At 65.7% G+C, this 24,228-nt stretch carries 20 protein-coding genes; 12 read left to right on the forward strand and 8 right to left on the reverse strand.

What is annotated here, in order from left to right:
• Nucleotides 1–159: 159 nt before the first annotated feature.
• Both AQZ50_RS03180 and AQZ50_RS03185 read left to right on the forward strand, forming a co-directional pair.
• A complete protein-coding gene (locus AQZ50_RS03180) occupies nucleotides 160–2,367 on the forward strand; it encodes an RNA degradosome polyphosphate kinase (RefSeq protein ID WP_067742578.1) in 2,208 nt (735 codons plus the stop codon).
• Between the two features lie 65 nt (nucleotides 2,368–2,432).
• Nucleotides 2,433–3,908: a Ppx/GppA phosphatase family protein gene (locus tag AQZ50_RS03185; RefSeq protein ID WP_067742581.1), complete on the forward strand. Its 1,476-nt coding sequence runs from the start codon at nucleotides 2,433–2,435 to the stop codon at nucleotides 3,906–3,908.
• Between the two features lie 15 nt (nucleotides 3,909–3,923).
• Here the strand turns inward: AQZ50_RS03185 and AQZ50_RS03190 are convergent, their stop codons facing one another.
• Entirely contained in the window at nucleotides 3,924–5,225 is a 1,302-nt protein-coding gene (locus AQZ50_RS03190) for a dipeptidase (RefSeq protein WP_082703381.1), read from the reverse strand.
• 193 nt (nucleotides 5,226–5,418) lie between these two features.
• On the opposite strand from AQZ50_RS03190, the gene AQZ50_RS03195 reads away from it, so the two are divergent.
• Together AQZ50_RS03195 and AQZ50_RS03200 are read left to right on the forward strand one after the other, a co-directional pair.
• Nucleotides 5,419–5,727 carry a PilZ domain-containing protein gene (locus tag AQZ50_RS03195; RefSeq protein WP_067742590.1) on the forward strand — a complete coding sequence of 103 codons (309 nt, stop codon included), beginning with the start codon at nucleotides 5,419–5,421 and terminating at the stop codon, nucleotides 5,725–5,727.
• A 47-nt stretch (nucleotides 5,728–5,774) separates the two neighbouring features.
• Nucleotides 5,775–7,406, forward strand: a complete 1,632-nt coding sequence (locus tag AQZ50_RS03200) for an NAD(P)/FAD-dependent oxidoreductase (protein WP_067742593.1) — start codon at nucleotides 5,775–5,777, stop codon at nucleotides 7,404–7,406.
• Nucleotides 7,407–7,709: 303 nt separating this feature from the next.
• Here AQZ50_RS03200 and AQZ50_RS03205 read toward each other — a convergent pair whose 3' ends face one another.
• Together AQZ50_RS03205 and AQZ50_RS03210 are read right to left on the reverse strand one after the other, a co-directional pair.
• Entirely contained in the window at nucleotides 7,710–8,963 is a 1,254-nt protein-coding gene (locus AQZ50_RS03205) for an HD-GYP domain-containing protein (protein ID WP_067742596.1), read from the reverse strand.
• A gap of 94 nt (nucleotides 8,964–9,057) precedes the next feature.
• Nucleotides 9,058–9,798 (reverse strand): IclR family transcriptional regulator, encoded by a 741-nt coding sequence (locus AQZ50_RS03210; RefSeq protein WP_082703382.1) that lies wholly within the window; start codon nucleotides 9,796–9,798, stop codon nucleotides 9,058–9,060.
• A 102-nt stretch (nucleotides 9,799–9,900) separates the two neighbouring features.
• On the opposite strand from AQZ50_RS03210, the gene AQZ50_RS03215 reads away from it, so the two are divergent.
• Genes AQZ50_RS03215 through AQZ50_RS03240 form a run of 6 tightly spaced genes read left to right on the forward strand, consistent with a single transcriptional unit; the run spans nucleotide 9,901 to nucleotide 16,885 of the window.
• Entirely contained in the window at nucleotides 9,901–10,818 is a 918-nt protein-coding gene (locus AQZ50_RS03215; RefSeq protein WP_067742606.1) for an SDR family NAD(P)-dependent oxidoreductase, read from the forward strand.
• A gap of 34 nt (nucleotides 10,819–10,852) precedes the next feature.
• Nucleotides 10,853–12,025 (forward strand): acyl-CoA dehydrogenase family protein, encoded by a 1,173-nt coding sequence (locus AQZ50_RS03220; protein ID WP_067743695.1) that lies wholly within the window; start codon nucleotides 10,853–10,855, stop codon nucleotides 12,023–12,025.
• A gap of 3 nt (nucleotides 12,026–12,028) precedes the next feature.
• Nucleotides 12,029–13,228, forward strand: a complete 1,200-nt coding sequence (locus AQZ50_RS03225) for a CoA transferase (protein ID WP_067742608.1) — start codon at nucleotides 12,029–12,031, stop codon at nucleotides 13,226–13,228.
• On the forward strand, nucleotides 13,225–14,454 hold the full coding sequence (locus tag AQZ50_RS03230; protein WP_067742611.1) for an acetyl-CoA C-acetyltransferase: 1,230 nt from the start codon (nucleotides 13,225–13,227) through the stop codon (nucleotides 14,452–14,454). Before AQZ50_RS03225 ends, AQZ50_RS03230 begins: the two co-directional genes overlap by 4 nt.
• Entirely contained in the window at nucleotides 14,454–16,034 is a 1,581-nt protein-coding gene (locus AQZ50_RS03235) for an acyl-CoA dehydrogenase family protein (RefSeq protein WP_067742613.1), read from the forward strand. The genes AQZ50_RS03230 and AQZ50_RS03235 overlap by 1 nt, the downstream gene beginning before the upstream one ends.
• A complete protein-coding gene (locus AQZ50_RS03240; RefSeq protein ID WP_067742615.1) occupies nucleotides 16,034–16,885 on the forward strand; it encodes an HTD2 family dehydratase in 852 nt (283 codons plus the stop codon). Before AQZ50_RS03235 ends, AQZ50_RS03240 begins: the two co-directional genes overlap by 1 nt.
• On the opposite strand, the gene AQZ50_RS03245 is transcribed toward AQZ50_RS03240, so the two are convergent.
• Nucleotides 16,882–17,805, reverse strand: a complete 924-nt coding sequence (locus AQZ50_RS03245; RefSeq protein WP_067742618.1) for a LysR family transcriptional regulator — start codon at nucleotides 17,803–17,805, stop codon at nucleotides 16,882–16,884. The two genes, AQZ50_RS03240 and AQZ50_RS03245, sit on opposite strands and share 4 nt — an antisense overlap.
• A 219-nt stretch (nucleotides 17,806–18,024) precedes the next feature.
• On the opposite strand from AQZ50_RS03245, the gene AQZ50_RS03250 reads away from it, so the two are divergent.
• Nucleotides 18,025–18,372, forward strand: coding sequence for a hypothetical protein (locus AQZ50_RS03250; RefSeq protein ID WP_156427212.1), 348 nt, complete (start codon nucleotides 18,025–18,027; stop codon nucleotides 18,370–18,372).
• A gap of 105 nt (nucleotides 18,373–18,477) precedes the next feature.
• The gene (locus tag AQZ50_RS03255) at nucleotides 18,478–18,882 is read left to right on the forward strand and encodes a PilZ domain-containing protein (RefSeq protein ID WP_197412370.1); all 405 of its coding nucleotides are present in this window, start codon (nucleotides 18,478–18,480) and stop codon (nucleotides 18,880–18,882) included.
• A gap of 277 nt (nucleotides 18,883–19,159) precedes the next feature.
• On the opposite strand, the gene AQZ50_RS03260 is transcribed toward AQZ50_RS03255, so the two are convergent.
• The 4 genes from AQZ50_RS03260 to AQZ50_RS03275 form a co-directional block, all read right to left on the reverse strand.
• On the reverse strand, nucleotides 19,160–20,533 hold the full coding sequence (locus tag AQZ50_RS03260; protein ID WP_067742624.1) for a spinster family MFS transporter: 1,374 nt from the start codon (nucleotides 20,531–20,533) through the stop codon (nucleotides 19,160–19,162).
• A 119-nt stretch (nucleotides 20,534–20,652) separates the two neighbouring features.
• Nucleotides 20,653–21,123, reverse strand: coding sequence for a hypothetical protein (locus AQZ50_RS03265; RefSeq protein WP_067743698.1), 471 nt, complete (start codon nucleotides 21,121–21,123; stop codon nucleotides 20,653–20,655).
• Nucleotides 21,116–23,974 (reverse strand): 2Fe-2S iron-sulfur cluster-binding protein, encoded by a 2,859-nt coding sequence (locus AQZ50_RS03270; protein WP_067742626.1) that lies wholly within the window; start codon nucleotides 23,972–23,974, stop codon nucleotides 21,116–21,118. Before AQZ50_RS03270 ends, AQZ50_RS03265 begins: the two co-directional genes overlap by 8 nt.
• Entirely contained in the window at nucleotides 23,974–24,219 is a 246-nt protein-coding gene (locus AQZ50_RS03275) for a sarcosine oxidase subunit delta (RefSeq protein ID WP_067742630.1), read from the reverse strand. The genes AQZ50_RS03270 and AQZ50_RS03275 overlap by 1 nt, the downstream gene beginning before the upstream one ends.
• Between the last annotated feature and the right edge of the window lie 9 nt (nucleotides 24,220–24,228).

The raw sequence follows: 24,228 nt of genomic DNA on the forward strand, positions 1-24,228 counted from the left end.
TGCGGCAAAGTCGGCCTATCGTTCTGCGCGCCATGCATTCCCCGCAGCAGGTCTTTATGCCAGGAGATGTGACAATTGACGCTGGCCGCTTGCCAGCATGGTGGCCCGGCGTGCAAAGACGCAATATACTGTAACACATGGAGTCACGAAGGCGCGATCATGGCCGCATCCCCGCCAGCCCCCCCTCACCCGACCGCGCCCGCAAAAGCCCGTGATCATTCCTTGTCCGGCTTGCCCGGCCACGCGGCATTGCCGGCAGACCGGTTCTTCAATCGCGAATTGAGCTGGCTCCAGTTCAACCGCCGCGTTCTCGCCGAAGCGCAAAATCCGAATTATCCCTTGCTCGAACGGCTGCGCTTTCTGTCGATATCGGGCAGCAATCTCGACGAATTCATCATGGTGCGCGTCGCCGGGCTTGCTGCGCAAGTCCGCCGTCAGATCGACGAAGTGTCGATCGACGGACTATCGGCCACGCAGCAGTTACAGGACATCCATGTCGCGCTCGGCGAACTGGTCGAGGCGCAGGCCCGGATCTTCACCGAACTGACCGTCGCGCTGGAAAACGAGGGTGTTCGCCTGATCACCGGTCGCCGTCTCGAAAAGGCCGAAGCCGAATTCCTGAGCGACTATTTCGAACGCCATGTCCTGCCCGCGCTGACCCCGCAGGCGATCGACCCGGCCCACCCCTTTCCCTTCATTGCCAATCAGGGCAGCGGCATCCTGTTTTCGCTGGTCCGCATCGCCGACGGGGCGCCGGTCAACGAGATGGTGCTGATCCCGCCGGCCATGCCGCGCTATGTCCGCCTGCCCGGTCAACCGGCGACCTGGATCGGCATAGAGGAACTGATCCGGCGCAAGGCGTCGCGGCTGTTCCCCGGTTTTCGCATTCACGGCAACGGTATCTTCCGCGTCCTGCGCGACAGCGACATTGAAATCGAGGAAGATGCCGAGGATCTCGTGCGCTATTTCCGCACCGCCATTCAGCGCCGTCGGCGCGGGCGCGTCATCCTGCTGACTCTGGAAAGCCAATTCGACGCGGGCGCCGAGGCGATGTTGCGCGACAAGCTGCGGCTTGACCATGCGCAAGTGATCAAGACAAAGGGGCCGCTGTCGATGACCGGGCTTTCGGCGGTCGTCGAAGAGGAACGCCCCGACCTGAAATTCGAACCGTACAGCCCGCGCTATCCCGAACGGATTCTCGAACACGACGGCGATTGCTTTGCCGCGATCCGCGAAAAGGATCTCGTCGTCCAGCACCCGTTCGAAAGCTTCGATGTGGTGATCGATTTCCTTCATCAGGCGGCATCCGACCCCGATGTCGTCGCGATCAAGCAGACGCTCTATCGCGCGGGCAAGCAGTCGGCGGTGATCGCCGCGCTGATCGCGGCGGCCGAGGCGGGCAAGTCGGTAACGGCCGTGGTCGAGCTCAAGGCCCGCTTTGACGAAGAACAGAACCTGCACTGGGCAAGCCAGCTCGAACGCGCCGGGGTGCAGGTGATCTATGGCTTCGTCGACTGGAAGACCCACGCCAAAGTGTCGATGGTGGTGCGCCGCGAAGGCGATGGCTATCGCACATATTGCCACTTTGGCACAGGCAACTATCATCCCGTCACGGCGCGGATCTATACCGATCTGTCGTTCTTTACCGCCGATCCGCGCTTTGGTCGCGATGCCGGGCTGCTGTTCAATTTCATCACCGGCTATATCGAGCCGCGCGGCACCGAAATGCTGGCGATTTCGCCCGGCGGGGTTCGCGCGCGGCTTTATGAATGCATCGACCGCGAGATCGCCTTTGCCCGCGCCGGAAAGCCGGCGACGATCTGGTGCAAGCTCAACGCGCTGACCGATCCAGATCTGATCGACCGGCTGTACCTTGCCAGCCAGGCGGGCGTTTCGATCAGTCTGGTCGTGCGCGGGATCTGTTGCCTGAAACCGGGCATCAAGGGCCTGTCCGAAACGATCACGGTCAAATCGGTCATCGGCCGGTTTCTCGAACACAGCCGCATCTGGGCCTTTGGCAACGGCGGCGCATTGCCCAACAAGCGGGCGCGGGTCTACATTTCATCGGCCGACGGGATGAGCCGCAACCTCGACCGCCGCGTCGAAGTACTGGTGCCGATCCGCAACAGCACCGTGCATGATCAGGTGCTCGATCAGGTCATGCTCGCCAATCTGCTTGACACCGAACAAAGCTGGCAGCTTGACGCAAAGGGCAATTCGCATCGCGTCGATCCCGGACCGCAACCCTTCAACGTGCATCGGTATTTCATGACCAACCCTTCGCTTTCCGGACGCGGCGCAGCGCTGACCAAAGGGCGCAAAGTGCCCAAGCTCGCGCTTCGGCGCGGTGGCGCGGCAACGGCCTGAAACGATGATGGCCGAGACGATTTCGTGATTTTGAGGCCGAACGCCAGAGAAGAAGACTACGGGGCATGACCACATCCGATCGACGCTCTCCCCGCATCCCGTTGCGGGCGATTATCGACATCGGCTCAAACACCGTGCGCCTCGTCATTTATGGCGGCCCGGTGCGCGCGCCCGAAGTGCTGCATAATGAAAAGGTCACCGCCCGGCTCGGCAAAAGCGTCGCGGAATCCGGGCTGCTGGGCCGACGTGCCAGTGCGACGGCGCTGGCCGCGCTGGCCCGCTATCGCGTGTTGCTGTCGCTGCGCGGGGTCGATCGCGTCGATGTCGTGGCAACGGCGGCCGTGCGCGATGCCGCCAATGGCCCGGCCTTTCTCGAAAAGGTCGAAGGACTTGGCTTTGCCCCCCGCCTGTTGAGCGGCGAACAGGAAGCGGTGACCAGCGCGCATGGCGTGCTCGGCGCCTTTCCCGGCGCGCGCGGCATTGTCGGCGATCTTGGTGGGGGCAGCCTGGAACTGGTCGACATCGATGGCGACAGTTGCCGCCACGGCGTCTCGATGCCGCTTGGCACGCTGCGGCTTGCCGCCTTGCGCGCCGGGGGCGATCGCGGCTTTGGCCAGTCGGTCGGGCGGGCGTTGAAAAAGGCCGATTGGGCCGCCGAGCCGGGATCTACGCTCTATCTTGTCGGCGGATCGCTGCGCGCCTTTGCCCGCTATGCGATGAGCCGACTGGATTGGGCGATCGACGATCCGCACGGGTTTGAACTCAATCCCGTCGATGCCTTGCGCATTGCCAAAACGCTCGTGCGGCGCAAGCCCGAAACGCTGCGCCCGCTGCCCGGCATTTCCACCAGTCGCATGAACAGCCTGCCCGATACGGCGGCGCTGCTGGCCGTGCTGATCCGGCGCCTGGCGCCGGGCAAGCTGGTGTTTTCGGCATGGGGCCTGCGCGAAGGGATCCTTTACGAAGACATGCCCGTCGGCATTCGCGGGCAGGATCCGCTGGTCGCGGGGATGTCGGCCTTTGTCCAGGAACAGGGCATTCCGGCGCAGATCGGCGCGATGGTCGCCGGCTGGACCGTGGCGGCAAGCCCGCCTGCGGGAATCGAACGGCGCGAACGGCTGCGGCTGGCGACCACCATGCTGTGCCTTGCCGCTGCGACTGTCGAGCCCAATTTGCGCGGCGACATTGCGCGCGACTGGGCCTTGCGCAAACGCTGGATCGGCGCCGGGACGACCGAGCGCGTCATGCTGGCGGTTGCCATGCTCGCCCATTCCGGGCGTCTTGACGTGCCGCCGCAATTGCTCACGCTTGTCCCGCCCGCCTCGCTGCGCGAAGCCCAGGCATGGGGGCTTGCCACCAGACTGTGCCGCCGGTTCAGCACGTGCGCGCCGCATGGCCTGACCGAAAGCAGCCTGACCGTCGAAGGCGAACGGCTGGTGCTGAGCGTACAGCCCGCGCTCGCCGCGCTGGTCAACGAAGGCGTCGAACGCGATCTCAAGGTGCTGGCCGCGCACCTTGGCCTGAAAAGCCAGGTGCGTTAACCAAGCAGGCCGGGATCAACCGCCCGGATTTGCCGCCTCGCGCGCGGCTTCGGCCTCGGCTGCGGCAAGCACGCGCAAGACATTGCCCGACCAGATCCTGGCAATATCTTCGCGGGAATACCCGGCCTTGAGCAGCGCCTCGGTAATCCTGGGCAGGCCGGCGACGTCTTCCATGCCCGATACACCGCCGCCGCCGTCCCAATCGGCGCCGATGCCGACATGGTCCACACCGGCGATTTTGATCGCGTGCAGCAGGTTGGCCATGACGTCGGCAAACGTCGGGCCGTTGATCACCGGATAACGCGCCTCGATCGCGCGCCGTTCGGTCAGCCAGGCGGCGCGGGCAGCCGGATCGAGCGCGCCGTTGTCCGGATATTTTTCTTCCAGTGCCTTCATGGCCGCCGTCCGCTGCGGATCGGACGTTTCCGCTTTGACATAGACGGTGTTGATCTGGATGACCCCGCCCTGCGCCGAAAGCGCGCGCAGATGCGCGTCGTCGATATTGCGCGGATGATCGAACACCGCGCGACACCCCGAATGCGTAAGGATCACCGGCGATCTGGACAGCGCCAGCGCATCATCGAGCGCCTTGTCCGAACTGTGCGACAGATCGGGCACCACGCCGAGCCGGTTCATCCGCGCCAACAGCCCCTTGCCCGCCGGGCTCAGCCCACCCCACTGCTCCTTGTCGGTCGCGCTGTCGGCAAACTGGTTGTTGCGGAAATGGGCAAAGCCCGAAATGCGCACGCCCAGCCGATAGAAGGTGTCGAGCAAAGTCATGTCATCGCCCAGCGGCCAGGCGTTTTCGATCGACAGGAACACCACGATCCGCCCGCTTGCGGCGATTTTCGGCGCATCGGCGGCCTTGTCGGCCAGCGCAAAGATTGCCGGATGCGCGGCGACCATCTCGCGAATCGCCACGCCGCGCATGATCGCCGCATCGCGCGCACCGCGTGTCGCTGCCGGAGTCAGGGGCCCTTGCGGCGTATAGATCGCCCAGAACCCGCCATCGAGATGGCCCTGCTTCATGCGCGGCACGTCGACCTGGCTGAAATCGCGCCGGGTATCGTGGCGGTCCATGATCGACCAGCCGGGTATGGCCAGAAATTCGGGCGTATCGAGATGGGTATCGAGCGTCAGCAGCGACCGATGCACACGCATCCCCTCTGCCGAAACCAGCGGCGCAGCATTGGCAGCAGGATGCTTTGCCGGTCGCGCGGCAAGCGGCCCGGTGATCAGGCCCAGCGCGAGACCGGTCAGCAAGAGGGCACGCCGGGTCAATGTGCCCGAAGCAAAGGGTCGGGACGGTGCGCGCATGACAATGGCTCCTGACCGGGCGCATTCCCGGTAAACCACCATCCTTTTGTGGTCACGCCCCGTTGTCAAACGCTTATCACGACGCGGCAGGGTACACCTGGCGGGATATTTTAACATCCATTACGCGATCTTAAGTATTTTTGCTCATACGGTTGCAGGAGTATCGTGCGACGCCCTTTTTAGAGGCAAAGTCATGCATGCATCCGAAAAACCATTGTCGCCCGCCCTGCAGCAGCGCCGTTCGGAACGGCTCGGCATCAGTGCAAAAGTGCAATATCGCCGCTCCACCGTGCGTATGGCGGGGGTGACGCTCGATTTGTCATGCCATGGGGTACGCCTGGCGGCGATAGAGCGGATGCGCATCGGCGAAGTCTTGTGGATCACGCTGCCCACGCTTCCTCCGCGCCGCGCGGTGGTAAAGTGGGTCGATCGTTTCGATGTCGGGTGTGAATTCGACGAAGCGCTGCATCCGGCAGTGTTCGACCGGATCGTGTCTGGCTGATCGGGATACGCTTCCCCTGAGCCGCAGGCCGGTTTAGGGAAGCGCGCATGTTGCGCCTGACAGAACTCAAACTTCCCCTCGACCATTCGCCCGACGATCTCGAAGCCGCGATCTGCGACAGGCTGCGCATTGCGCGCGAAGACCTCGTCCGTTTCGCCCTCGCCAAACGCGGCAACGATGCACGCCGAAAAAGCGCGATCCAACTGGTCTATGCGGTCGACGTCACCTTGCGTGACGAGGCCGAAGTGCTGGCGCGCCATGCCGGGGACAAGGATCTGCGCCCCTCGCCCGACACGGCCTATCGTTTTCCGGTCAAGGCGCCGTCCGGCTGGAACGGTCAGCGCCCGGTGGTGATCGGAGCCGGCCCGTGCGGGTTGCTGGCCGCGCTGATCCTCGCGCAGATGGGTTTGAAGCCGATCATCATCGAACGCGGCAAGGCGGTGCGCGAACGGACCAAGGATACCTGGGGCCTGTGGCGCCGGTCGGTGCTGAACCCGGAATCGAACGTGCAGTTCGGCGAAGGCGGCGCGGGCACCTTTTCCGACGGCAAACTCTACAGCCGGATCAAGGATCCGCGCCATCTCGGGCGCAAGGTTCTGGTCGAATTCGTCAAGGCGGGCGCCCCCGAAGAGATCCTGATCGAGGCGCATCCCCATATCGGCACCTTTCGCCTCGTCACCATGGTGATGAGCATGCGCGAAACGATCGAGGCGCTGGGCGGGGAATACCGCTTCGAAACGCGCGTCGAGGATTTCGAGATTGCCGAAGACCATGCGGGCACGCGTCGCCTGACGGGGCTTCGCCTGTCGGATGGCAGCACTCTGGCGGCGAGCCACGTCATCCTAGCCGTCGGCCATTCGGCGCGCGACACATTCCATGTCCTCCACGATCGCGGCGTGCACATAGAGGCAAAGCCCTTTGCCATCGGCGTGCGCATCGAACATCCGCAAAGCTGGATCGACCGCGCGCGCTATGGCGCATTTGCCGGCAACAAGGTGCTCGGCGCGGCGGCCTATGCCGCGTCGCACGCGTGCAAGACCGGGCGAACGGTCTACAGCTTTTGCATGTGCCCCGGCGGGCGGGTGGTCGCCGCGACGAGCGAAGAGGGCCGTGTCGTCACCAACGGGATGAGCCAGTATTCGCGCGCGGAATTCAATGCCAATTCCGGGCTGGTGGTCGATATCGACCCGGCGCGCGATTACCCCGGAGGGCCGCTCGCCGGGATCGCGTTTCAGCGCAAGTGGGAAAGCCTGGCGTTCACCGCCGGTGGTGGCGATTATCGCGCGCCGGCCCAGAAAGTCGGCGACTTGCTTGCCGGGCGACCGTCGTCAGGCGATTTCGGCAGCGTGGTGCCCTCGTACAAGCCCGGCGTGCGGCTGACCGATCTGGGCCAGTGCCTGCCCGATTACGTGATCGCCTCGATCCGCGAGGCACTGCCGATATTCGGGCGTCAGATCCCCGGCTACGATCATCCCGACGTGATCATGACAGGCGTTGAGACGCGTACATCGTCGCCCGTGCGAATCAGGCGCGGGCCCGACCTGCAAAGCGTCAACACGCGCGGGCTGTACCCGGCGGGCGAAGGCGCGGGATATGCCGGCGGCATCCTTTCCGCGGCAGTCGACGGCATCCGGGTGGCCGAGGCGCTGGCGCTCGACCTGGTGCAACCCCAAGCCTGAACCCCGGACGCCCATGCAGCAGCGGCGATGTAGAAGGGCAGCTCCGCAGCCTGCCTCTTGGGGTAGCAGCAAGGCGGCGACATTGGGTAAAATGCATCAAGGCAGTATGTTACTTCACGGACATGACGCGATTTCCCCATTGAGTTGTCCTTTTTGCAAGCGTCAAACCCCATTTCGCACTTGCACAAATGCCGACTGCACCCCATTTGGAGCATGCCTTTCAGGCATCCTCTCCCAAACTTTTCAGGCCGGCCGGGCAACTGGCCGGCCATTTTTTTGCACGCGCGAGCCTGCCGCGTGCGCTCAGCGTGCCGAGCTGCGGATCGCCCCGGCCAGCAGATCCCCGCGCAGCGATTCGAGCGGAGGCAGGCGCAAGCCGGCCGGATCGACAAGGCCCGCGATCGCATCTTCGCCATAGCACTGCCCCAGCGCCAGCGTCGTGGGGCGTGTCGGGATCACCCCGCCCACCCTCGGCTCCGTTGCCGCAAAGATCCGCACGATCGGCAATGCAAAGTCGGCATCATCCTGATCGACCACCATGGCCAGCCGACCGCTGCGCAAATGGACGAACGAGCCGATCGGATAGACCCCGACCGTTTCGATCAAGCGCGCAGTCACGGCATCATCATAGATGCCGACTTGCGCGCGGATATGGGCAAGCGCGTTCGCCGGATCGAGCGCCGGTGCATCGACCCCGGTGACAAGCCTGACATAGTCGTCACAGACCGCCGCCATGCGCGCCGGCATGCCGATGTCCGCGCCGGACAGGCCCTGCGGATAGCCGCTGCCGTCCAGCCGTTCGTGATGCTGCTGACACGCCAGCAACACGCCATCGGGAATGTCGCCGGCTGCGCGCAACCGGATCACCCCATCGACGACGTGCCCTTTTGCATGCGTGACGCAAAGATCGCGATAATCGGCCGCTCCGGCCTCGGTGGCCATTTGCGCAAGGCCCATGTCCATCATCAGCCCGGCCATCCCTGCCTCGCGGATCTTCGCGGGCGGCAGGCCCATTCGCCGCCCCAGCGCAACCATCAGGGCCGAAACCGCCAGCGCCTGACGATAGAGATGCACCTGATCGCTCTGGCATTGCAGCAAGCCGTTGAACGCATAGATATTGCGCTGGATCGAGGCATAGATGTCCTCGATCACCGGCTCGACGTCGCTTGCCGCGACATGTTTGCCCAGTTGCGCTTCGATGAACATGCGGTTGACCGCCTTGCCCGTCGCGCGGGCCAGCCGCTCGGCGCGCGCGATTTCGGGCGACAGCGTCGCGGTTCGCCGTCCTGGCGGTGCGGCGCCACCCTGAGCCCCGCCGACAGGCGCGCGCAGCGGCGCAAGGTTTGAAGGATCGACGACCTCTGGCTCGGCGACATCGCGCCCGCGCGTCACATCGATCAGCACGGCACGGACACCGCTTGCGCGCAAGGAATCGAGGCGTACGGGATCATCGAGCACAAAGTGTGCCTTCCAGAAGGGATGGCGAAACCAGTTCCCTTCCAGCCGGTGGATGAACATGCCCAGTTCGACCTGATCGGCGCGGATTCGTTTCAACATAGATCGTCGGATGCCCAATTCAGACAGAGGCATGACACAGGCGATCTCAACAGTCTGGCACCGGCGCTCCCCGCAAAGTCCCCTACCCGCGCGTTCAGCTTTCCTGAAAGCCGCTCGCTTGCGCCAGTTCGACAAGCGCAGCCCCAAGCGCCTCGATCTCGGCCTCGGTTCGCGACCCGGCAAAGAGCGATGCGGACAGACACAGGCGGGGCGAGCGCGTTTCCGGCACGACGAGCCCGATCGAAACGATCCCGGGATGGGTAAACCCCTCGTCGATGCCAAAGCCGGTCTGTCGCGCGCGCGCGACTTGTTCGACCCAGGCGGCATAGGCCAGCGCGCGACGCCAGCGCAGCCGGGCAAAGCGGCGCTCCATATCCGCCTGTCCGAGGCTCTCGGCCGCAATCAGGGCGCGACCGACCGATCCGCCGCCTACCGGCTGGCGCTGACCGATCGCCATGTGGATGCGTGTCGCCGCCTCGCTTTCGCCCAGTGCCACGAGCGCGAGGCGATCGCCGACCTGTTGCCACAGCCCGCACGTGCAGTCATGCGCCTTGGCAAAACGCGTGATCAGCGGCTGCACCCGCGCGATCAGCCGCGCCACGCGCGCCCCGGTCAACAGATCGGCCTCCTGCCATGCCGGTGCAAGCCGATAGAGCCGCGCATCGCCCTCGCGTTCGAGCGCACCTTCGCCAACAAGCGTGCGCAGCAGATTGAGCCCGCTCGACGGGCTGAGCCCGGTTTCGCGACACACTTGCGTCAGCGTCATCGGCCCTTCGGCGGCGAACAGGCGCAAAATGGCAAAGGCTTGTGAAACAGAGCGTACGGGACCGGACATCGCCCCGCTCTAGTTTCATATATATGAAATGCAATTCCAATTGTTGAAGCGCGCAAACATCCCGGTTACCGCCTGGGCAACAAGACAAGGGATGAGAATCGCATGGCGGGCATATTGGAAGGCAAAGTCGTCGCCATTACCGGCGCAGGCCGCGGGATCGGGCGCGAAATCGCGCTGCTGTGCGCGCGCGAGGGCGCTGCGGTGGTCGTCAATGACCCCGGTGTCGCGCAAGGTGGTGACGGCGGCGATACAGGGCCCGCCGATACGACCGTGGCCGACATCCGCGCCGCCGGAGGCCGCGCCTACGCCAATCTCGCCAGCGTTGCCGATCCGCTGGGCGCGGCAAGCATCATCGAGGATGCCGTCGCGCAATTCGGCCGGATCGACGCCGTGGTCAACAATGCGGGCATCCTGCGCGACACGATCTGGCACAAGATGAGCCATGCCGACTGGCAAGCGGTCATCGACGTCAACCTGACCGGGCCGTTCAACGTGTCGAAAGCGGCGACACCCTATTTCCGCGAACAGGGCTCGGGCAGCTTTATCCACTTCACCTCGACCAGCGGCCTGATCGGCAATATCGGTCAGGCGAACTATTCCGCCGCAAAGCTCGGCCTCGTCGCGCTGTCGCAATCGATCGCGCTCGACATGGCGCGGTTTGGCGTGCGCTCGAACTGCATTGCGCCCTTTGCCTGGAGCCGGATGACCGCGTCGATCCCGGCCGAAACCCCCGACCAGAAAAAGCGCGTCGAACGCATGCAACAGATGAGCGCGGACAAGATCGCGCCGCTGGTGGCCTTTCTCGCCTCGGATCGCGCAGGCAACGTGAACAACCAGATCTTTGCCGTCCGCCGCAACGAGATCGTGCTGTTCGGCAAGCCGCGCCCGGTGCGCTCGATGGCCCGCAGCGAAGGCTGGACCGCGCAGACCATTGCCGACGACCTGATCCCCGCCTTCGCCCCCAGCTTTGCCCGCGCCGACGAAGTCTCGGCGCATGTCTTCCCCTATGACCCGATCTGAAGGGACCGATCCGATGAACGCTGCCAATCCCAGCATGGACCCGCCCGGCATGGACCCCGACATCTTTGCCCAGTTTCACGAACAGCTCGAACGCTATGTCCGCGAACGACTGGTCCCGGCGGAGGCCGACGTGATCGCGCATGACGGCATTCCCGATGCGCTGAAGCAGGAAATGGTCGACATGGGCCTGTTCGGGCTGACCATGCCGGAAGAATACGGCGGCGCAGGGCTGAACGTGTCGCAATATATCGAGACGATTCACACGCTGTCCTACGCCATGCCCGTCTATCGTTCGATCATTTCGATCAATATCGGCATGGTCTGTTCGGCGCTCAAGAACGCGGGCACGCCGGAGCAGAAAGCGCATTGGCTGCCGCGCCTTGCCGCAGGGGACATCGCCGCTTTCGGACTGACCGAGCCGGGATCGGGATCGGATTCGGCGGGGCTTCAGACCAGCGCCGTGCGCCATGGCAACGGCTATGTGCTCAATGGCACGAAGCGCTACATCACCAATGCGCCCTATGCCAAACTCGGCCTGATCATGGCGCGCACGTCAAAGGAAAACCTGCCCCGCAACGCGCATGTCTCGGCGTTTCTCGTGCCCCTCGACCTGCCGGGCGTCTCGCGCGGCAAGTCGGACAAGAAGATGGGCCAGCCCGGCACCCATATCGGCGACCTGATTTTCGAAGACGTGTTCGTGCCCGCCGACGCGCTGCTCGGGCTTGAGGAAGGCAAAGGCTTTGCCACTGCGATGCAAAGCCTCGACAACGGGCGCCTGTCCGTCGGCGCGGCGAGCACCGGCTATGCCCGGCGCATGCTCGACACGGCGATCCGCTATGCCAACGAGCGCAAGGCGTTTGGCGAACCGATCGCCAATTTTCAGCTGATCCAGGCGATGCTGTCGGACAGCTATGCCGAAATCTATGCCGCGCAATGCATGATGCGCGACGCCATTGCCAAAGCCGATGCCGGGGCAAAGATCCTGAAGGAAGCCGCGGCATTCAAGATGTTCGCATCGGAAATGTGCGGCCGCGTCGCCGACCGTTGCGTCCAGATCCATGGCGGCGCAGGCTATCTGGCGGAATACGAGGCCGAGCGGTTCTTTCGCGATGCGCGGATCTATCGCATTTATGAAGGCACGACGCAGATCATGCAACTGGTCATCGCCAAGCAGATGCTGCGCGATTTTGCCGCAGGCGGGATCTGAGCCATGTATCCGCTGCTCAAGGGGCTGACCGTGATCGAGGCGTCGTCGTTCGTCGCCTCGCCCACATGCGGCCTCTATCTCGCGCAGATGGGCGCCGAGGTGATCCGTGTCGATCCGATCGGCGGCGGCCCCGATTTCCACCGCTGGCCGGTGACCGACGCGGGCGATTCGCTCTATTGGGAAAATCTCAATCGCGCCAAGCGGTCGGTGGCGCTCGACGTCGGGCGACCGGAAGGGCGCGAATTGCTTCAGGCGCTGGTCCGCGCGACCGGGCAATTCGTCACCAATTTCCCCGCCGGGGGCTTTCTCGCGCATGACACGCTCGCCGCCGGGCGCCCCGATCTGATCACCGTGCGCGTGATGGGCTGGCCCGACGGCAGCCCGGCGCTCGATTACACGGTCAACAACGCGGTCGGCTATCCCATGCTGACCGGAGCCGGGCCGGAGCCGGTCAACCATGTCCTGCCCGCGTGGGACTTGCTGACCGGGGCCTATGCCGCGTTTGCCCTGCTCGCCGCGCTGCGTCGGCGCGATGCCACCGGCGAAGGCGGCGAAGTGCGCCTGCCCTTGTCCGACGTGGCGATCGGCACGGTCGCCAATCTGGGCAGCCTGGCCGAAGTGATCACCACCGGCGCCGACCGTCCGCGCCTGGGCAACACCGTGTTCGGCCTGTTCGGGCGCGATTTTCTGACCCGCGACGGGGTGCGCGCGATGATTGTCGTGGTGACCCACCGGCAATGGGCCAACCTGATCGCCGTGCTGGGCCTGGGCGAAGCGATTGCCCGCATCGAAGCCGAACGCGGCGTCAGCTTCGCCCATGACGACGGATTGCGCTATACCCACCGCGACGCGCTGTTTCCGCTGTTCGAAGCCGCAATCGGCGCGCGCGCGCATGCCGAGCTTGCCGCCGCGTTCGATGCCGCAGGGATCGTCCATTCCGCCTATCGCACGATGCACGAGGCCGTACACGACCCCGCGCTGGTCGCCGAAAACCCGATCTTCGGCACCAGCCCCAATCCCAGCGGCGCGACCTATCCGGCGGCAGGCGCCTTTGCCACGCTGCCGGGCACGCCGCGCGAAGCCCCCCGCCCCGCCCCGCGCAATGGCCAGCACAGCGAAAGCGTGCTGTCCGAACGGCTCGGGCTATCGTCGGGCGAAATCGCCCGGCTTATCGATTCAGGCATAGTAGGAACCGCGAAATGACCCAATTGCGCCGCGCCGCCATCGTTTCCCCGCTTCGCACCGCCGTCGGCAAATTCGGCGGCGCGCTGGCCCCGCTGACCGCCGGGGATCTCGGCGCCGTCATCCTCAAGGCGCTGGTCGAACGCAGCGGCATCGATCCGAGCCGGGTCGATGATGTGATCTTCGCCCAGGGCTATGGCAGCGGCGAAGCCCCCGCAATCGGGCACTGGTCGTGGCTGGCTGCCGGATTGCCGCTCAAGGTGCCCGGCTATCAGGTCGATCGCCGCTGTGGCTCGGGGCTTCAGGCGGTGGTGAATGCCGCGATGATGGTCCAGACCGGAGCCGCCGACGTGGTCGTCGCGGGCGGGGTGGAATCGATGTCCAACGTCGAGCATTACTCGACCGACATTCGCAAGGGCGTGCGCATGGGCAATCTGGTGCTCCATGACCGGCTGACGCGCGGGCGCCTGATGTCGCAGCCGATCGAACGTTTCGGCGTGATCAGCGGGATGATCGAAACCGCCGAAAACCTTGCCCGCGACTATGGCATCACCCGCGAACAAGCCGATGCCTACGCCGTCGGATCGCATCAGCGCGCGACGGCCGCCTGGGCCGAGGGGCGCTTTGCCGATGAACTCGTACCCGTGGCGGTGCCCCGGAAAAAGGGCGATCCGCTGGTGTTTGACCATGACGAAGGCTATCGCCCCGATGCCACGCTCGAAAGCCTGGGCAAGCTGCGCGCGATCGAGGCGAAGACCATTCCCGGCGCCGTCGTCACCGCCGGCAATGCCAGCCAGCAGAACGATGCCGCCGCCGCCTGCCTGATCGTCGCCGAGGACAAGCTCGCCGAACTCGGGCTCGAACCGATTGCCTGGTTCCATTCGTGGGCGGCGGCGGGCTGCGATCCGGCGCGGATGGGGATCGGCCCGGTCCCGGCGGTCGAACGGCTGTTTGCGCGCACCGGCATGACCTGGGACATGATCGACCTTGTCGAATTGAATGAAGCCTTCGCCCCGCAAGTGCTCGCCGTGCTCAAAGGCTGGGGCTGGAGCAAGGACGACAGCCGCAATGCCATTCTCAATGTCAATGGCTCGGGCATTTCGCTGGGCCATCCGATCGGCGCCACAGGCGGGCGCATCCTTGCCAATCTGACTCGGGAACTGGTGCGCCGGGGCGGCCGCTTTGGGCTCGAAACAATGTGCATCGGCGGTGGTCAGGGAATCGCCGCCGTGTTCGAGCGCGCGTGATGGCCGCGCTCGCTGCGGCGCGCGCCTATCTGGCCCAGGCCCGCGCCGCGCTCGCCGATCGGCTGACCACGCGCACGATCGATCAGGAACAGCGCGCCGCGCACGGCTTTGCCTGGATCGCCACGAGCGTTGCCGCGCTGGAAGCCGTTGCCGAATGGCACGCGCTGAACGGGGATGCCAACCCGGTCGATACGCTGGTGGCCCGGCTGGCCTTTGCCGAAACGCTGGCGCAATTGGTCGGCGGCCTGCCGATGGGGCAAAACGAACTGGTGCGCCCCGCAGATCTCGGGCTTGGGCTTGCCGCGCGGCGCCTCGCCGATGCCGTGGCGGAGCTGATCGATACAGACCTTGCCCAGACGCGCGCGGAGCTTGCCGCGCATCTGGCCGACGGATTGTGGCCGAGCGAAAGCTTTCACAATGCCGAGCTTGATGCGATCCGCGATCAGTTTCGCCGCTTTACCGACGCAGAAATCGTGCCCCATGCGCATCGCTGGCATCTCGCCAATGCGCTGATCCCCGATGAAACGGTCCGGGCGATGGCCGATCTCGGCACGTTTGGCGTGTGCATCCCGGAATGCCATGGCGGGCTCGGGCTCGACAAGCTGGTGATGTGCGTGATTACCGAGGAATTGTCGCGCGGCTGGATCGGCGCGGGTTCGCTCGGCACCCGGTCGGAAATCGCGGGCGAATTGATCGTGCTCGGCGGGACCGAGGCGCAAAAGGCCGCTTGGCTGCCGCGTATCGCCAGCGGCGAAGTGCTGCCCACGGCAGTCTTTACCGAGCCTGACACCGGGTCGGATCTCGGCTCGCTGCAAACCCGCGCAAGGCTGGGCGATGGGCAATGGGTCATCGACGGGGCCAAGACATGGATCACCCATGCCGCCCGGTCGGACCTGATGACCTTGCTCGCGCGCACGCTTCCTGATCAAAAGGGCTATGCCGGTCTGTCGATGCTGCTCGTGCCCAAGCCGCGCGGCACCGAGGACGATCCTTTCCCCGCGCCCGGCATGACCGGCAGCGAGATCGACGTGCTCGGCTATCGCGGGATGCGCGAATATGCGCTGCAATTTGATGGCATGACTGCGCCCGCAGACGCCTTGCTCGGCGGCGAGGAAGGCCAGGGCTTCAAGCACTTGATGCGCACGTTCGAAGGCGCGCGGATCCAGACCGCCGCGCGCGCCGTCGGGGTTGCCCGCCGCGCGCTCGAACTCGGGCTAGGTTACGCGACAACGCGCAAGCAGTTCGGCAAGGCGATCGTCCATTTTCCGCGCGTCGCCGACAAGCTGGCAATGAGCCTCGTGGACTTCGTGATGGCGCGCGAGCTGACTTATGCCGCCGCGCGGGCCAAAGTGACGGGCAAGCGCTGCGACATCGAGGCGGGCATGGCCAAGCTCCACGCCGCGCGCACCGCATGGAGCAATGCCGATGCCGCGCTGCAGATTCACGGCGGCAACGGCTATGCGCTGGAATACGAGATCAGCCGCGTGCTGTGCGATGCGCGCATCCTCAACATCTTTGAAGGCGCGGCGGAAATACAGGCGCAAGTGATCGCGCGCGGGCTGTTGGCGGCGCGCAACTGATGGGCGCCTGGGATGCCTGGATCGGGCGCAGCGAACAGCGCGAGGATCGCGTCGATCCGGGGCTTGTCGCGCGGTGGTGCGCCACGTTCGATCGTGAACCGGGCGATGACGGCAGCGCGCCGCAAGGGTTGCACTGGTGCCTTGGCCTGCCCGACGCGCCGACTGCCGCGCTCGGCCCCGATGGTCATCCGCGCCGCGATGTTACGCCCGACAGCTTCCTGCCGCCGGTTCCGCTGCCCCGGCGGATGTGGGCGTCGAGTGTGCTCGATTTTCATGCGCCGCTGCCGATCGGCGCGGTGATCGTGCGCACCTCGCGCGTGGCGGCGATCACCGAAAAGCAGGGCGGCAGCGGAACACTGGTGTTCGTCGACATCGCGCACGAGACGCGCCATGGCGATACCTTGCTGATATCCGAGACTCAAAGCGTGGTCTATCGCGCCGCCGCGCCTGCCGGTTCGCCCCCGGCTCTGCCGCCACCGGGCCCGGGCCGGTTTGATGCCGCCGCATGGACACGCGTGCGCACGCTCGCCCCCGCGCCGCCGCTGCTGTTCCGCTATTCCGCGCTGACGTTCAACAGCCACCGCATCCACTATGACCTGCCTTATGCCACCGGCGAGGAAGGCTATCGCGGGCTGGTCGTGCATGGCCCGCTGACCGCCAGTCTGCTGCTCGATCTCGCGCGACGCCATCTCGGCGACAACCGCCTGACGTCATTTCGTTTTCGCGGCACCTCGCCCGCGATCACCGGGGAGCCCTTGCATCTGGGCCTGCGTGAAGATGCGGGGGCGCTGACGCTCGGCGCCTTTGCCGGGGATGGTCGGCAAGTGATGGAAGCGACAGCGGAATCCTAGATCCCGGCAAGCGGTTCGCCGTCGTCGCGGCCCAGTTCGACGAACTGATCGCGCAGCCAGGCGGCGGCGGGGCCCGGCGGGCAATCGCTGCGCCAGATCGCCGAAAGGCGATAGCGCCCGCCGGGATGATCGGGCAGATCGAGCTGGACCAGCGCCCCCGAGGCGAGATCGTCCGCTACCATCGGCAGCGGCATATTGCCCCAGCCCACCCCTTCGCGCAGCAAGGCATGCTTGGCGGACAAATCGGCCAGGCGCCAGGTCTTGCGGCTGATCACCGCAAAATCGCGCCCTTCGGTCAGGCGCGAACGGTCCGACAGCACGAGCTGGATATGATCGCGCACAGCGCCGGGCGGGATCGTCTCCAATTGTGCCAGCGGGTGCCCGGGCGCGGCAACCGGGACCATCAGCGTTGACCCGGCCGCGACCGAATCAAGCCCTTCGATGCCCAATGCCAGAGGCCCCGAAACGCCGATGCTCGCGGTGCCGTCGCGCACCATCCCGGTAATCGCGCCCAGCGCTTCGACATGAAGGCGCAGTTGCACGGTAGGAAACGTCTCGGCAAACGTGCGCAAAACCTGCCCCAGCCGCTCGGCCGAAAGCATGACATCGACGGCCAGATCGACTTCGGCCTCAAGCCCGTCGAGCAGTCCTTTGACTTTTGCGCGCAGCCCGTCGACGCCTGCGGCAATCGCCCGCGCCTCGGCCAGCAAGGCGCGCCCGGCGACGGTCAATTGCGGTTTGCGCGTGCCCTCGCGCTCAAACAATGTCAGCCCGAGCTGCGCTTCGAGATTGGCGATGCCATAGCTGATGACCGAAACCGCGCGGCCCAGCCGCCGCCCCGCCGCCGCAAAGCTGCCGGTATCGACAATCGCCAGAAAAATGCGCAGCTGGTCGAAAGTCGGCGTTCCGGGACTGGTCATGCGTGCACTGCCTTTTGCAAACCTTCGAGCTGTCGATGCCGTTCCTATCGTGCCGCACGGCATAGTCCACCCACCGCATCCCTTCCCGTCCGCAGTGCTCCGCCTGGCATTGTTCAGGAAAATGAAACGATCCGTTGGATCTTATAGGGCTATTGCCGTGGGCTCGACAGGTCCATGGCAACCATCGTATCCGCCCCCCCCGCGAAAAGCCCCCCCCCGATGCCCCAGCGCAACGCCCACCCCTCGCCCGTTCCCGCAACCATGCCCGACTTGACGGCGGGTGAATGGCGCCATGTCCAACGCGCCTTGCGCGCCGTTCAGGGCAGCGCCTGCCCCGGCGGCGAACATCCCGGGCCATTCCATCGCGGTCTCGCACGGATCGGGCGCATGGTGCCGGGAATGCGCACGTGGCGCGCGCATGATGTCGCGCCCGAGCTGGAGCCCTTGCGCGATTTTCTGTGCGAAAGCGCGCGCCATGGACCGGCGGTCGACGAACTGGCGCATCGCCTAGAGGGCCAGGGCTTTTCCCCCGCGCAGATCGCCGCGCTGATCCTTATTGCCGGCTGAACGGGGCCGACGGAAAGATTCTCTTTACCCCTGCCGCCTATGACAGCCGGCAGGGAAAGCGGTCTGACATCGATCGGGCCAAACGCAAATCGGCAGGACAACCGCATGTCGTTCATCAACCGCGAGTTGTTTTCCGGCGCATGCTTGCGCGAAACGCGGCGTGCGCGGCTGGTGCGGGGTACGCTGCGCTTTGCCAACGGGGCCGAAATCGCGATCGTCGTGCGCAATTTGTCGGAACGGGGTCTTGGCGTGTCGTGCCGCACGGCCCCACCGGCGCCGGGCGAAGTGGTGGTGATCAGCCTTCCTGGATCGCCCGATGTCGACGGCATCGTGCGCTGGACGCGCGAAACCGCGTTCGGCGTCGAATTGACCGGCACGGTCGACCCAGCCGAAATTGCCGCCGCACTCCAGCGGGAGGCCGCCCGCCTGCAGGAAGAGAGCGGCTGGACAGTCAACGCGCGTCACCGTGTCCATACCCCGCGCCAGACCGGACCACGCCGACGCATCTAGACCTAAATATCTAGGGCGTAAACTCATAAACCACACCATCGAGGTTTGAGGCCAAAAGGCCCAGCGCGAGGCGGATAGGTGCAGGAATAGTGGTTCTATTTCAAACCTATCCAACGCTGCGATGGGCCTTTTGGGTCAAATCCCGAAGGGACGGCAAAATGGCTTCCATCTCGAACAGAAATGCGCTTGCAAAGGCAACCAGCCTTCGCGGCGCGCATTTCCGCCCGATATGTTCGCCATTTTGCCGCCTCGATGGCGTGGTTTATGAGTTTACGCCCTAGAACCGCGCATCGCGAACGCGCGCGGTCTCCTCGTCGATCTTCTTTGTCGCCGCCCAGAAATGCCAGGCGGCCCAAAACCCGGTCGGCGCCAGCAGCAGCAGCGCAAAGCGCAACGACGCGGCATCGGCCCCGCCCGGCCCCGCCACATGGTCGGAGACAAAGCCGACGAATTGCGGCGCGATGACCAGATTGGCAACATTGGCGACCAGCAGCGTGACCGCAGCCGTCATCGCGCGCATCTGCGGCGGCACGACATTGTTGAGCAGGCCGTAGGAAGGCCCGATGTAGAAATACATCGCCGGCACCAGAATCCACAGGCAGATGCGCGTCACCGCAAGATCGTGAGTCCAGAAGATGAAAAACGACGGCACGGTCACTACCGCAACGACGACCGCCATCAGGCGCAAGACGCGTTTGGGATCGGCCATCGCCGGTGTCGCCATCAACAGCCCGGTGCCGACCGTGGCCAGGCTTCCCGCGATCAGATGCATCGGCCCGAGAATCGCGCCCGCCTCTCCCGCGGTCAGGTGATAGGCCCTCTGCAGATAAGTCGGCGTCCACCACATCAGGCCCCAGCCCCACAGCGCGGTCACCGCGCCGCCCATCATCAGGTGTACCGTCGCCGGTTGCGACACGATCGTGCGCAGCGCGACCAGCATCGGCACTTTCGTCCGGGCGCGTTCGACCGCGCGTTTCGCCGAAACCGTCTCGCCGCCGTCCATCGTGCCGCGCAGCGGCTCGCGGATCGTGGTGAAGATCAGGATACCCATCACCAACCCCGGCACCCCCATCGCCAGAAACGCCGCGCGCCAGCCAAAGACATCGGCAACCCGCCCGGCAACATCGGCGCCGAGCCAGGCGCCGAGCGAGGCCCCCAGTGCCCAGATGGTCAACGCCATGGTGCGATGGCTTGGCCGGAAATAGTCCGCCAGCATCGACGTCGAGGGTGGCGTTCCCCCGCTTTCGCCGATCCCGACCCCGATCCGCGCGGTCATCATCTGGCCAAATGTGCGCGACAGGCCGGTAAACACGGTCAGCGCAGACCAGATCACCAGCGCGGCGGCAATGATATTGCGGCGATTGGTGCGATCCGCCAGCGCCGAAATCGGAATGCCCGCGCTGACATAGAACAGCGCCAGCGCCACCCCGGTCAACAGCGCCACCGCGCTGTCGGTCAGGTGCAGATCGAGCCGGATCGATTCCATCACCGTGGTAATGACATAGCGATCCGCGATATTGAGCGCATAGACCAGCGAGAGCACAATCAGCACATACCATTGCCGCGCGCTTGCCTCGCCCAGGGCAGAACCGGCGAACCATCCGGCAAGAGGGGCCCCGTCCGCTGCGACGGAGTCGTTTTCATGCGCCATTATGCGTTCTCCCCATGGTCAACTGCCAAACAGCCGCCAGTTCCCCTAATCCGAATTCAGGTCGCTTTTCACGATCCTGCCTATCGTGGCGGCATCCGTCTGACCAGACAGCCGCCCCGTCACGTCCCCACCCCTTGTTGCCAACCCAGTTCACGCCAATGCGCCAGGCAATGCGCGAGATGGCTTGCCGCAACGAAGACCTCGCACCACGTCTGCGCCCGCACATGCAGCACGCAGGGCGCATGGCACAGCGGCGTCACGGCCACAGCACCGGGATCGAACGCCGGAGCCTCCGCGTCGAACAATCCGCTTTGCATGACAAGATCGCGCCAATCGCCGACGAGACGCACCCGGGCCCAGCCTCCGCCGATCTCGGTCAAGCCCCCCCGCCCTGCCAACGCTTCGTCCGCAATCAGCCCCGCGCCATCAAGCCACCAGCGCCTGGGGCCGACCCGCAGGACAGCCCCGCCCGCGCCGAGCAGGGCACGCCCCGGCCCGGGCAAGACGATGTCACGCGGCACGATGTCCGCCGCATCCCACAGATCAAGCGCAAACAAGGCCTTGGCAGGACTGACAAAAAATTCAGTCACGATAGCGCGCCCCTTCCGCATCGTAGAACAGCGGTGCGCCGACCTGCACCGACACGCATTGCTTTCGCGTCGGCGACCAGGCCAGCAACGCCTCCCCATGACGAGCCCCGCCATCGACCAGCAGGCCAAGCCCGATGGCCCCCTCACCCGCAACGCGCGGCGCCGAAGTCGTGACATGGCCGACAGGTTCCTCGCCTTCGCGAACGACCAGCATCGCGCCTTCGGGGATCGGCGCGCCATCGATCGAGGTCACGCCCACAAGCTGCCGCCGTTCGGCGCAATCGGCCAGCGCGGGGCGGGTCAAAGCCTGCCACCCGACAAACCCGCCGGACTTGCGCACCATCCCGCCAAGGCCAAGATCAGCCGGAATGGCGCGTCCGTCCGCCTCGGCCCCGATCACGACATGGCCCTTTTCGACGCGCAGATGATCCATCGCGTCAAGGCCGTAGACTCCGCCGCCGACGCCTTGCGCCGCCCCGACCAGCGCCGCAAACACGCCCGCCGCCCGATACGCCGGAACGTGCACTTCGAACGCGCGCTCCCCGCTATAGCTCGCGGCGAGCACACGCACCGGCGCCCCCGCGATCGTCGCCTGCGCCAGGCCCATGTGCGCCGGCACCGGCTGCCCGGTCAATTCGGCCAGCAAGCCCGCCGCGCGCGGCCCGGCAAACGCCAATCCGGCCCAATGTTCGCTCACATTGATCACCGCAGCGCGCGGACGAGCGAGCAGGATGTCGGCAACATAGGACAAATGCCGCGCCATCCGCGCCGCGCCACCGGTCGAACTCGTCAGCAGCCAACGATCTTCGGCAAGGCGCCAGAGCGTGCCGTCGTCCATGACCATGCCGTCTTCGCGCAGCATCACGGTATAGCGCCCGCGCCCGACGCCAAGCCGCGCCACCGGCGTCGCGCAGACCGCCTCGACCACGGCAAGCGCGTCGGGTCCGGCAATCTCGAATTTGGCAAGGCTCGATACGTCAACCACCCCGGCAAGGCTGCGGACCATGCGCGCCTCGCGCAAGCTGGCCTCGCCCAGGCTCTCGCCGGGACGCAGATAGGCGCGTGGGCGCATCCAGGCCCCCGCCGGAACCCACAGCGCGCCAAGGTCATCATGCGCCTCGGCCAATGGCAGACGTCGGATCGGCGCAGCATGATCGCCGCGCGCCGGTCCGGCAAAAGCGCCCAGCGTGACCGGCGTATAGGGCGGGCGAAACATGGTCAGCCCGGCCTGGGGCAGCGGCAGGCCGCGTTCATCGGCGATCTGCGCCAGCGCAACCATGGCCCCCAGCTTGCCCTGATCGGTGCCCATGCCCAGCGTGGTATAGCGCTTGGTGTGTTCGACGGAGACATAGCCTTCGCGCTGCGCCAGCGCGAGATCGGCGGTCGTCACGTCGTTCTGAAAATCGACAAACGCCTTGCCGTGCGCTTCCCCGCGCCAGATCGGGCCCGGCTCTGCGGGCGCCACGGGGCCGAGCGGATCATCGATCTTCGAAAGGTCGAGGATCGCGCGAAGATCGTGCTCGCCTGCCGCCGCGCCGACCGTCGTCTGGCGCTGCCGTGCCGCGCCGGGCAGAAAGGCGCCGCGCGCCGCATCATAATCGAGCGCGCCACCGGCCTGGCGATGCAAGTGCAGCACCGGGCTCATCCCCCCCGACATGGCCAGACAATCGGCGACAAACCGCCGCCGGGTTGTGCCGACCATGGCGTCGATGCCTGCCAAAGCCACGCCGCGCCGCAATCCGCGCAAGGGCCGCGCATCGACAAGAACCGGAAAACGCGCGCGCGCCGCGTTGACCAGAGCCCCTTGCGGATCGACGCGGCTGTCGAGAATGGCAACGATCTCCACGCCCAGTCCGGCCAGCGCAAAGGCGGTGCGATAGGCCTCGTCATGGCTGGTCGCGATCACCGCGCGGCGCCCCGGCGCAACCCCATAACGCAGCGCCAGCGCGCGCGCCGCACCGGCCAGCATGATGCCGGGCACGTCGTTGTCCGCAAAGACCAGCGGCCGTTCGAGCGCCCCCGAAGCCAGGATCACGTCGCCGCAGCGCAGTTTCCACAACACTTGCGCAAGCCCGCGGGATGTCTGCCCCGGCTCGACCCGGCGTTCGACCGCAGTCACGAAATTGTCGTCCCAATGCCCGGTCGCGGTGGTGCGCATCAGCACGCGCCCGCCCGCCGCGCGAATCCGTCCCACTGCTCTGGCCGCCCATTTCGCACCGGGAACGCCGTCGATCGTCACGTTTTCGCGCAACAGGCTCCCGCCCGGCAGTGCATCCTGTTCGACCAGGATCACGCGGCGCCCCGCCTCGACCGCCCGCAGCGCGGCGGCAAGACCCGCAGGCCCCGCCCCCACCACGAGCACATCGCAAAACGCCGCACGATGGCCATAACGGTCTGGATCGGCGCCTTGCGGAGGGCGCCCCAATCCGGCAGCACGGCGGATGAACCGTTCGTAGATCATCCAGCGCGACGGCGGGCCAAAGAACGTCTTGTAATAAAACCCCGCCGGGATCAGCGCCGAAACCAGCGAATTGACCGCGCCCACGTCATGGCGCAGCGAAGGCCAGGCGTTCTGGCTCGTGGCGACGAGGCCGGGATAGAGAAAGACATCGCTGGCCCGCACATTGGGCTCGGCCCGCGCGCCTTCGCCGAGCGTGACCAGCGCCGAGGGCTCTTCAACCCCCATCGCCATGATCCCGCGCGGGCGATGATATTTGAAACTGCGCGCAAGAAGCCTGACGCCATTGGCCATCAGCGCGGCGGCGAGCGTGTCACCGTCAACACCCCAATAGGCCTTGCCGTCGAATGTAAAGCGCATCGCTTCGCCATCGATGCCCGATCCCGCGCGCATCACAGCGGCTCCACCGAGCGAATGGCGTGGCTCATCCGGTCACGCGTCAGGCGCAGCCATTGCCCGCAGCCCTGGGCATGGACCCAGATTTCGGCCTCTTCGCCGCGCAGATTGGCCCGCGAAAACAGCGCGGTCATCGCCACGTCGGGCGCATCGTCAAGCCGCACCACGCTGTCCGCGCTGCGTTCATAGGCGAATTCTTCCTGAATGCGGGGGCCACAATGCGGGCAAGGGATCAACAGCATCTGGGCCCC

This window comes from Novosphingobium sp. Fuku2-ISO-50 (assembly GCF_001519055.1).
In the GTDB taxonomy this organism is placed as follows: domain Bacteria; phylum Pseudomonadota; class Alphaproteobacteria; order Sphingomonadales; family Sphingomonadaceae; genus Novosphingobium.

Bases quoted from the DNA above. Each gene is read 5' to 3' on its own strand.
- AQZ50_RS03180 (WP_067742578.1), top strand. From the start codon at position 160: ATGGCCGCATCCCCGCCAGCCCCCCCTCACCCGACCGCGCCCGCAAAA.
- AQZ50_RS03185 (WP_067742581.1), top strand. From the start codon at position 2,433: ATGACCACATCCGATCGACGCTCTCCCCGCATCCCGTTGCGGGCGATT.
- AQZ50_RS03190 (WP_082703381.1), bottom strand. From the start codon at position 5,225: ATGCGCGCACCGTCCCGACCCTTTGCTTCGGGCACATTGACCCGGCGT.
- AQZ50_RS03195 (WP_067742590.1), top strand. From the start codon at position 5,419: ATGCATGCATCCGAAAAACCATTGTCGCCCGCCCTGCAGCAGCGCCGT.
- AQZ50_RS03200 (WP_067742593.1), top strand. From the start codon at position 5,775: ATGTTGCGCCTGACAGAACTCAAACTTCCCCTCGACCATTCGCCCGAC.
- AQZ50_RS03205 (WP_067742596.1), bottom strand. From the start codon at position 8,963: ATGTTGAAACGAATCCGCGCCGATCAGGTCGAACTGGGCATGTTCATC.
- AQZ50_RS03210 (WP_082703382.1), bottom strand. From the start codon at position 9,798: ATGTCCGGTCCCGTACGCTCTGTTTCACAAGCCTTTGCCATTTTGCGC.
- AQZ50_RS03215 (WP_067742606.1), top strand. From the start codon at position 9,901: ATGGCGGGCATATTGGAAGGCAAAGTCGTCGCCATTACCGGCGCAGGC.
- AQZ50_RS03220 (WP_067743695.1), top strand. From the start codon at position 10,853: ATGGACCCGCCCGGCATGGACCCCGACATCTTTGCCCAGTTTCACGAA.
- AQZ50_RS03225 (WP_067742608.1), top strand. From the start codon at position 12,029: ATGTATCCGCTGCTCAAGGGGCTGACCGTGATCGAGGCGTCGTCGTTC.
- AQZ50_RS03230 (WP_067742611.1), top strand. From the start codon at position 13,225: ATGACCCAATTGCGCCGCGCCGCCATCGTTTCCCCGCTTCGCACCGCC.
- AQZ50_RS03235 (WP_067742613.1), top strand. From the start codon at position 14,454: ATGGCCGCGCTCGCTGCGGCGCGCGCCTATCTGGCCCAGGCCCGCGCC.
- AQZ50_RS03240 (WP_067742615.1), top strand. From the start codon at position 16,034: ATGGGCGCCTGGGATGCCTGGATCGGGCGCAGCGAACAGCGCGAGGAT.
- AQZ50_RS03245 (WP_067742618.1), bottom strand. From the start codon at position 17,805: ATGACCAGTCCCGGAACGCCGACTTTCGACCAGCTGCGCATTTTTCTG.
- AQZ50_RS03250 (WP_156427212.1), top strand. From the start codon at position 18,025: ATGCCCCAGCGCAACGCCCACCCCTCGCCCGTTCCCGCAACCATGCCC.
- AQZ50_RS03255 (WP_197412370.1), top strand. From the start codon at position 18,478: ATGTCGTTCATCAACCGCGAGTTGTTTTCCGGCGCATGCTTGCGCGAA.
- AQZ50_RS03260 (WP_067742624.1), bottom strand. From the start codon at position 20,533: ATGGCGCATGAAAACGACTCCGTCGCAGCGGACGGGGCCCCTCTTGCC.
- AQZ50_RS03270 (WP_067742626.1), bottom strand. From the start codon at position 23,974: ATGCGCGCGGGATCGGGCATCGATGGCGAAGCGATGCGCTTTACATTC.
- AQZ50_RS03275 (WP_067742630.1), bottom strand. From the start codon at position 24,219: ATGCTGTTGATCCCTTGCCCGCATTGTGGCCCCCGCATTCAGGAAGAA.